The sequence below is a fragment of the Belnapia mucosa genome (assembly GCF_016775475.1).
Classification (GTDB): domain Bacteria; phylum Pseudomonadota; class Alphaproteobacteria; order Acetobacterales; family Acetobacteraceae; genus Belnapia; species Belnapia mucosa.
Genome location: NZ_JAEUXJ010000031.1, coordinates 24,457 through 31,621, shown reverse-complemented (window position 1 = coordinate 31,621; position 7,165 = coordinate 24,457). Strand labels below are relative to the sequence as shown.

Genomic DNA, 7,165 nt, shown 5'->3' with positions numbered 1-7,165 from the left:
GCTCAAGCTCGTCCCGCTGCATGTGAGGATCGAATCAGCCAACCCGCTCCTGCGCAAGGGGGGGGTGGGTAATTACGAACTTAAAGCTCCGACCGATTCGAGAAATGACGGTTAGGGAACGTTTGTCCATCCACACCAGAACCTATTTATCCTGGGGAGAGAACCCCAGCGCTCCGGGGAGTTAACGAGCAACAGCCGGAGTTTTCCCGGGGAGAGAAGGAGCATACTCTAATAGTAGAATTCAAATGCCTTCAAATAGACGCTGCTCGTTATCTCCCCATTGACACTGTGTGCAAAAGGCGCTGACTTCCGCATGAAGTGGAGGCACGCAATGGCTGATGCGGACGGTGGCGTGCGCGACTTGGTTAGGGTCTATGGTCGGGAAAAGGCTCGGCTGATGGTCGAACCTGAACAGAGGCATCTTGTCGACATTGCAGCTGAAATGCTTGCAGACGACGAGCAGAAGATCGGTATCACCTATAGTGGATTTTGTTTGACCGCGCTTCCGCATAAGCGCCTACCTGATGACCAAGCCTGGGAAAAAGCAGGCTATCATGCTCGCCTTATTGTCGAACCCGGATGGACGCAATCTTCAGTTTCCATAATTCAAAGTTGCAGTAATCTGTCGAATACATTGTCTGCCGATAATCGCGGGCGATCCACATTCTCAATTCGGCACGAGTTAGGAAATAAAAATTTCAAGGCCTCGGGTGTGGTGTTTGAATTCGAATTAGATCAGTCGAAACACAACTTAAAGGATTTTCCCGGTTTCCGGTGTGATCTGCCGCCTCTGCTCATGAAGAGGACTGGCGCCGTAAATATCGGGGTGCCTTATGGGGCCTGGGCTCGGCTGATTTTGTTGTACCTGCAAACCCAAGCCATCCGTACAGGCTCCCGGGAGGTGAAACTCGGCAGATCAATGCGAGAATGGCTAGGACGGATGGGCATGTCATGGGGTGGCGAAACTGGCCGTGCCATCAAGGAGCAGGCCCTACGAATATCTGCGTCTTCTTTACGGTTTTTCTGGGAAGGCCAAGACGCGCAGGAATGGGAGGCCGGACGCTTTGTTCGTTCCGGATTGCGCTTCTATAGTTTGCCTTCGTGCGAACGTGCTTGGCAGAATGAAATTTGGGAGGACCGCGTTGTTCTAGACGAAACCTTCTATAACGCCCTTTGTCAGCACTCTGTACCGCTGCAAGAGACGGCGCTTCGGCAACTTGCCGACAGAAGTGTCAGTCTGGACGTCTACGTCTGGCTTGCCTACAGGTTCAACAGCTTAAAGGTGCGAACCCCAATTCGCTGGGCCGCGCTGAAAGACCAGTTCGGCACACACGACTCCAGGCTCAGCAACTTCAAACGTGATTTCAAGAAAGCGCTAGCAGCGGCAGTCGCTGCATATCCAGAAGCCCGTGTTGATCTCGCGGACGACGACTCCGGTCTAATACTTTATCCCTCTAGGCCTCCTGTCGCGCCACGCTTGATCTCGGCGCCGCGAGTTCCTCCTAAAAAGCAGAGCGGGAGTTAACTCCCCGCTTTTTTCGGCCATGCGATCCTAGTCCTCAAGCCCCAGGCAACCGCAGCTAAACTTCTAACTCAGGCCACTAGCTTTAACGGCTGAAACCGATCAGTCCGGAAACGGCCAAACTACGCTATTGAGCGCCGGTCCGACGCCAAACACCATCAAGCTTGGCACGGCGAGAGACTTTGACCTTTGGCACCATGTCGATGACAGCGCTTTGCAGGTCGGGATGCCCAGCTGGAGATGGCGGAAGCTGGCCTGGTAGGCGCCCCGCACCTCGCCAGAGGTAACCGCCACGTCAAATAAGAGCGGCGCGCGGCGACGGGGTTGCCCATCTCGCGTAGCTGTAGCACTGAGCTCCGCCGTCCATGTGTGGTAATGACACTTACCATGCACATGGAAGCAAGGCGGTCAGCAGTTACCGTGCATGCGGGGCGGGGGCAGCGAGAGTTACCATGCACAACGGGTCGGAGGCCGGCTGTCGCGGATTGTTGGTCAAGCGGCAGCAGTTACCGTGCACAATGCCTCTTCGGCTTTACGCTATCGCTTCTCGGTGTCAGCCACGCTGGCCGTAGTACCCTGCCACGGCGCCACGATTGGCCAGCAACCGCTCGGCATAGCGGGCCGGCATGATCGGCGACTTCCACCGTCCCGCCTGCATGACGGCTGCCAAGTCAGCCCCATCGGCCACAAGATCTTGGGCCATGCCGACCCGCGCCGAGTGTCCGGAGATGGCTGTTGGATCCAGCCCAGCCCGCTTGGCCAGGCGCTTGAGGATCCGCGACACCTCGCCGCCTTCCAGCGCCGTGCCGCCGACCACATCGGCCTTGCTCACTGGCCGAAAGACCGGGCCGTCATCGATGCCGGCCGCTTTGAGCCAGCGCCGAAGCCAAGTGCAGGTTTCGGGTGACAGCCAGCGTACCTCGCCGGCAGCTGCCTGGTCGGTCTTGCTGCGTCGGATCAGCGCTGTGCCGGCCCCACCCTCTTGGCGCTGTAGCTCATCGAGATCGAGTGCCACGATCTCGCTGCGACGGGCCAGCAGGTCGCGCATGGTCAGCAGCAGTGCAACATCACGGATGGCGCTGAGGCCGGTCCCGGCGGTGGCCAGGATCTGGGCGACCTCGCCGCCGCCGAGCGGGGCGGCCTGCTGCTGACGCGTGCCGAGGCTTCGGGCCATGCGCTTGAGCGCCAAGCGGACCGGCTCCGCCTTGGCGGGGTCGGGAAAGCCTGCCGCGCGGAGCAGGGTGCCGATGGCCCAGACCGCTTGCCGGATGGAGGCGGGCTTCTTCCCCTGGGCTGCCAGGGCATCCACATAGGCCGCCGCCGTCTCCGAGGCGGTAGGAAGGGCTTCCAGACCCTGGGTCGCGGCCCAGCTCGTGCAGGCCAACGCCGCCTTGCGGAGGGCACGCTCGGTCTCGGGAGCCAGTGCACCTTGGGCGTGGCGGGCATACAACTGCAGACGGGCCACAATCGCCACTGCACTGGCCGGGTCCGGGGCGGGCCCAGCGCCTCGCTGGGGGTAGCGCGAAGCAGGGGGCACTATGGCCGGGCCAAGCCCCCTGCCCTCCGCATGCCGCTCTTCGACATCAGATGCCCCGCGGCATCGCTGAGCGAGGTCAGCACCTGCATCTGGGCGCTGTAGGGCTTCTAAGGTTTCTGCAAGCTGATCGAGTAAGTCCATGGCGTCCTGCCGCGGCAAGCGAGCGCCCTGCCCGCGGCGCGCCAAGAGAGGAGGCGGAGACAGGCAAGTGCAAACGGGGGATGAGCTAGCGGGGCTCGATCAGCTCGCACGCCAGGGTTGTTGTATTTAGAGATTTTTATCCCACAGCGTCAATTGGTTGCTCCAGCAGGGCCTTATCGGTGGGTGCCAGCTTGTCCCTGGCAGCCAGGCGACGTTCGTTTTATGTTCTATTTATGAGCGTGGGCGCGATCCCCTCCGAAGGCTTGGCTACTGCCGGCGCCTTTGTGGCCCAGACCCTAGCCGAGCACCCGGACAGGGCGCTGTCAGCCGCAGCGCTGATCGCCACGCTGCGGGATGTCAAGCGCGTCGAGGGCACCGTTCTCGACGGCGCCGCCGTGGAGCTCGGGCGGAGGCTGGCGCGCGTGCATGGCCTACCAGCGCCAAGCTTCCCGTGCGAGTTCCACGCCAGCTTCTCGCAGCTCAGCGACCGCGGCCTCGCGCTTTGGGCGCTGTGGCAGGCGCAACGGCTGGATGCCCTCGCTCAGCCCCAGCTCTCACGCGAGGCGCTGTTCTTGGTCCTTGGGGCTGCCAAGCTCCTCGCAGCCGACCTACTGATCGTGCCGCCAGTGGCAGCTATGGGACGGCTGCTGGACAGCCAGGAACGAACCAATATGGATCGGAACAGCGGGTAGCAAAGTGGTCGCCGATCTTGCGTAGCCGCAGCATCGGGCGAGTCGCTGGCGGTGGGGGGAGAACGTGACGCTGGTTCTCCCCAAGCACCAGTCTCCTCCCCGGGGGGCGAACGTGCCGAAGTGGGGGGAAAACGTGAAATCCCTCGATTCCTCCTGGGGGGTAAACGAGACGACTCTACTAGATAGATTCCAATTACTTCCCAATAGCTTGGTCACGTTATCCCCCCGTTGACGCCGGCGACCTCCAGCGCTGATGGTCCGAACAGTGCGGGGCTGATGCGATGACCGAGGCGGATGGAGGCGTGCGCAAGCTGGTGCTGGTCCACGGACGGGAAAAAGCCCGGGCGATGGTGGAGCCCGAGCAGAAGCGTCTTGTAGACATCGCCGCCGAAGTAATGGGTGACGAGGCAGGCAAAATCGGGATCACCTATACCGGCTTCTGCCTCACCGCTCTGCCACACAAGAAGCTCGCGGATGGACAGCTATGGGAGAAGAAGGGGCATCGGGTGATGCTCGTTGTTGAGCCCGGCACCATCCGGATGGCAGGGGGAGGCGGGAAGTCTCACCATATCGGCGTACCCTACGGCGCCCGTGCTCGTATGATCCTGCTGTACCTGCAGACGGAAGCCATCCGCAGAGGCAGCCGCGAGGTCGAACTGGGCCGGTCCATGCGCGACTGGCTCGGGCGCATGGGCCTGTCCTGGGGCGGAGAAACCGGAAAAGCTCTCAGAGAGCAGGCGACGCGCATCTCGGCCTGCTCCCTTAAGTTCTATTGGGATGGCGACAACGCCGAGGGCTGGACTAAAGGCGGCTTTGTCAGGAGCGGATTGCGGTTCCACGACCGGCTGGTGACCGACGACCGCCAAGCGGACCTATGGGAAGACCGCGTCGTGCTCGATGAGGTCTTCTGGGACGCACTGCGGCAGCATCCAGTGCCGCTCCGCGAGGCGGCGCTACGCGAACTGGCCGACCGATCGGCCTCATTGGACCTCTACATCTGGCTCGCTTACCGCCTGCACACCCTGAAGAAGCCGACACCGGTCCGCTGGGCGGCGCTGAAGGAGCAATTCGGCAGTCACTACACCGTGGGCCGCAACTTCCGCCGGGACTTTCGCCTAGCGCTGGCACCTGCGGTCGCCGCCTACCCAGAGGCGCGAGTAGAATACGATGAGGGCGACGCCGGCCTAGTGCTTTATCCTAGCCGGCCCCCAGTCGCGCCGCGGCTGGTGGCGGTGGGGGGATAACGAGACCCCTTCTCCTCACGTTCTCCCCCCGTGTGGAAGCGCCCCGATGGTCCGCGGATGAAGAACTCATAACCCCCTCGCCGAACGGATAACATCGGCATCGACGAAAACCATGGCTCTGGAAGCGGCCCACCTTAACGCTAGTGCTTGAACTGAAAACTCCATTCGAGGACCGTCTACCAAGGACCTCGTTCAGCCGGGTTCTACTGGGCGATCACTCCTCGACACCGCCTTCCGCGATCCGGACCTGCTCGGTGACCTCAATGAGATCGCGGTTGAGATCGGCCAGCCGGGCGGCAGCCTCGTCCCGTTGCCGGCGGAGGTCTGCCTGCCGTGCGCGGAGGGCATCAAGACTGACCCGGCTGTTTGGTACAACCCCGCCCTCCTCAGCCTCTTCCTCGGCGGTGACATCAATGATCCGCCCACCGAGCCTGCGGCCGTCCCGCAAGTCGCGCTTCAACGCCTCGACCTCGACCCGCTGGACATCGTTGCGGATCAAGTTGCGCTCTGTTGCTAGCCGCAGGCCGCGCTCGTCGCGCAGCACCTTGGCAAGGTCGTAGGCCGTCGAGTAGGCGGCGGGAAGCTGCGGCTCGGGGATCCGGCCCTCCCGCACGGCGCGGGCGATCTCGACCAGCTTCGAGACCATGCTGTCCGAAAACGGGAACAGGCGGCTCGCGCCGCGGCGCAGAGCACGGTCTTCCTCCGGGCTCAGGGTCTCTCGCAGGTTCAGGAGAGTACGGCCGATCGCTAAGAAAGCCGTCGAAGCCTTGCCCCAGTTCTCGAAGATGACGGACCGGGCGCCGAGGACTTCGCGGATGCGATCGGGGTTATCGGCGATGGGCAAGCCCGCAAACACCTCGTGGACGATTTCCCGGCCTTCATCCTGCTGGCGCTTGATCGCCTGTGCCTGACCGAAGCGGCGGTCGCCGGCAACGAGGTCGCGCGCGTCGCCGGCTGCTTCGAGGTCTTTCAGTGCGCCCTTGGCGGCACCTGCTCGGAGGCGACTCACAGCTTCACCGCGCGGCGCACGTGCAGCCAGAGGTCGTTCATCGCATCGGCGGCCTTACTGTTCTCGTAGTCTACGGCCGAGAGACCGGTCTTGAATGGCGTCATGATTTCTTCCAGCTGTGGAATCTCTACTGGAGCGACTGCGCCATATCGGAGCAGTGTAGTTCGGGCGGCGGCGTAGGAGCGGGTGCGGCGGTTCGCACGGTTCAATACGAACTCGGCGTTGGCACCCGCCTCGGTCAGCGTCTTGAACCAAGGTGCGACGCTCTCAAGGTCGTCACCGGAGGGTGAAGTCGGCACCAAGACCAGCGAGGCTCGGCTGCACAATTCGAGCATTGGGGTCATGTCGTGCTCGACCCCGGGCGCGGTGTCCACAATGGCAAGTTGATAACCCTTTACCCGGTCAAGGATCGAGCGCCAGTCGCCCACCTCGGCACCGAAAACCTCCGCTGTGACTATCTGCGGGAGCTTCTGCCGGGCGACCTCACGTCGCTCGCTCCACCGGAGGAAGGTGCCCTGCCGATCGAGATCGGCGCCGACCACCTTGATGTCGGCGAGACTGGCGGCGACCATAAGATTCCGTGCAATCGTAGATCGGCCACACCCCCCCTTTGAACCGCCGAGCACAAGTACGCGGCAGGCAGCCTTTGCAGCCATCACCCATCTCCCCAATACGAAGCCGGATGATGCGGGGCCGAACTTATGCACGCAAGCAGGGCTCCGGGATTTTCCCGCGTGAAAAAGGTCCGGATCGGACTGGAGCATCACTTTCTAGACCAGAAAGTTGTCACTATCCCCAAACAGACGACGACGTGAGAGCATTATGCAGAAGCCGGTATGAAGCGCCGCAAAGTGCCGCTCTCTGCTCAGGCGCTCACCAACACCAACGTCGCCCCAACTGCCATTCATCCTCAATTGTCGGCCACAGGTCCCTCCTCACTCTCCATGCAGGTTACGGGCTGCTCCGCGCCCGTATGCTACCGGCGCCAACAGCCGGCCTACACGGAGAATAGGGAAGGAG

At 62.2% G+C, this 7,165-nt stretch carries 6 protein-coding genes; 3 read left to right on the top strand and 3 right to left on the bottom strand.

All coding sequences use genetic code 11. The annotated features are described in order from the left end of the window. The first annotated feature begins 331 nt into the window (after positions 1 to 331). Positions 332 to 1,525 (top strand): replication protein RepA, encoded by a 1,194-nt coding sequence (locus tag JMJ55_RS28580; RefSeq protein ID WP_202829011.1) that lies wholly within the window; start codon positions 332 to 334, stop codon positions 1,523 to 1,525. 550 nt (positions 1,526 to 2,075) lie between these two features. Here the strand turns inward: JMJ55_RS28580 and JMJ55_RS28575 are convergent. Further along, a complete protein-coding gene (locus tag JMJ55_RS28575) occupies positions 2,076 to 2,996 on the bottom strand; it encodes a site-specific integrase (protein WP_202829010.1) in 921 nt (306 codons plus the stop codon). 437 nt (positions 2,997 to 3,433) lie between these two features. Between JMJ55_RS28575 and JMJ55_RS28570 the strand changes: the two genes are divergently transcribed. Next, positions 3,434 to 3,892, top strand: a complete 459-nt coding sequence (locus JMJ55_RS28570; RefSeq protein WP_202829009.1) for a hypothetical protein — start codon at positions 3,434 to 3,436, stop codon at positions 3,890 to 3,892. 281 nt (positions 3,893 to 4,173) lie between these two features. After that, positions 4,174 to 5,136 carry a replication protein RepA gene (locus tag JMJ55_RS28565; RefSeq protein ID WP_202829008.1) on the top strand — a complete coding sequence of 321 codons (963 nt, stop codon included), beginning with the start codon at positions 4,174 to 4,176 and terminating at the stop codon, positions 5,134 to 5,136. A gap of 214 nt (positions 5,137 to 5,350) precedes the next feature. Here JMJ55_RS28565 and JMJ55_RS28560 read toward each other — a convergent pair whose 3' ends face one another. Together JMJ55_RS28560 and JMJ55_RS28555 are read right to left on the bottom strand one after the other, a co-directional pair. Next, positions 5,351 to 6,145 (bottom strand): hypothetical protein, encoded by a 795-nt coding sequence (locus tag JMJ55_RS28560; RefSeq protein WP_202829007.1) that lies wholly within the window; start codon positions 6,143 to 6,145, stop codon positions 5,351 to 5,353. Then, positions 6,142 to 6,801: a ParA family protein gene (locus JMJ55_RS28555; RefSeq protein ID WP_202829006.1), complete on the bottom strand. Its 660-nt coding sequence runs from the start codon at positions 6,799 to 6,801 to the stop codon at positions 6,142 to 6,144. The genes JMJ55_RS28560 and JMJ55_RS28555 overlap by 4 nt, the downstream gene beginning before the upstream one ends. Positions 6,802 to 7,165 lie beyond the last annotated feature (364 nt).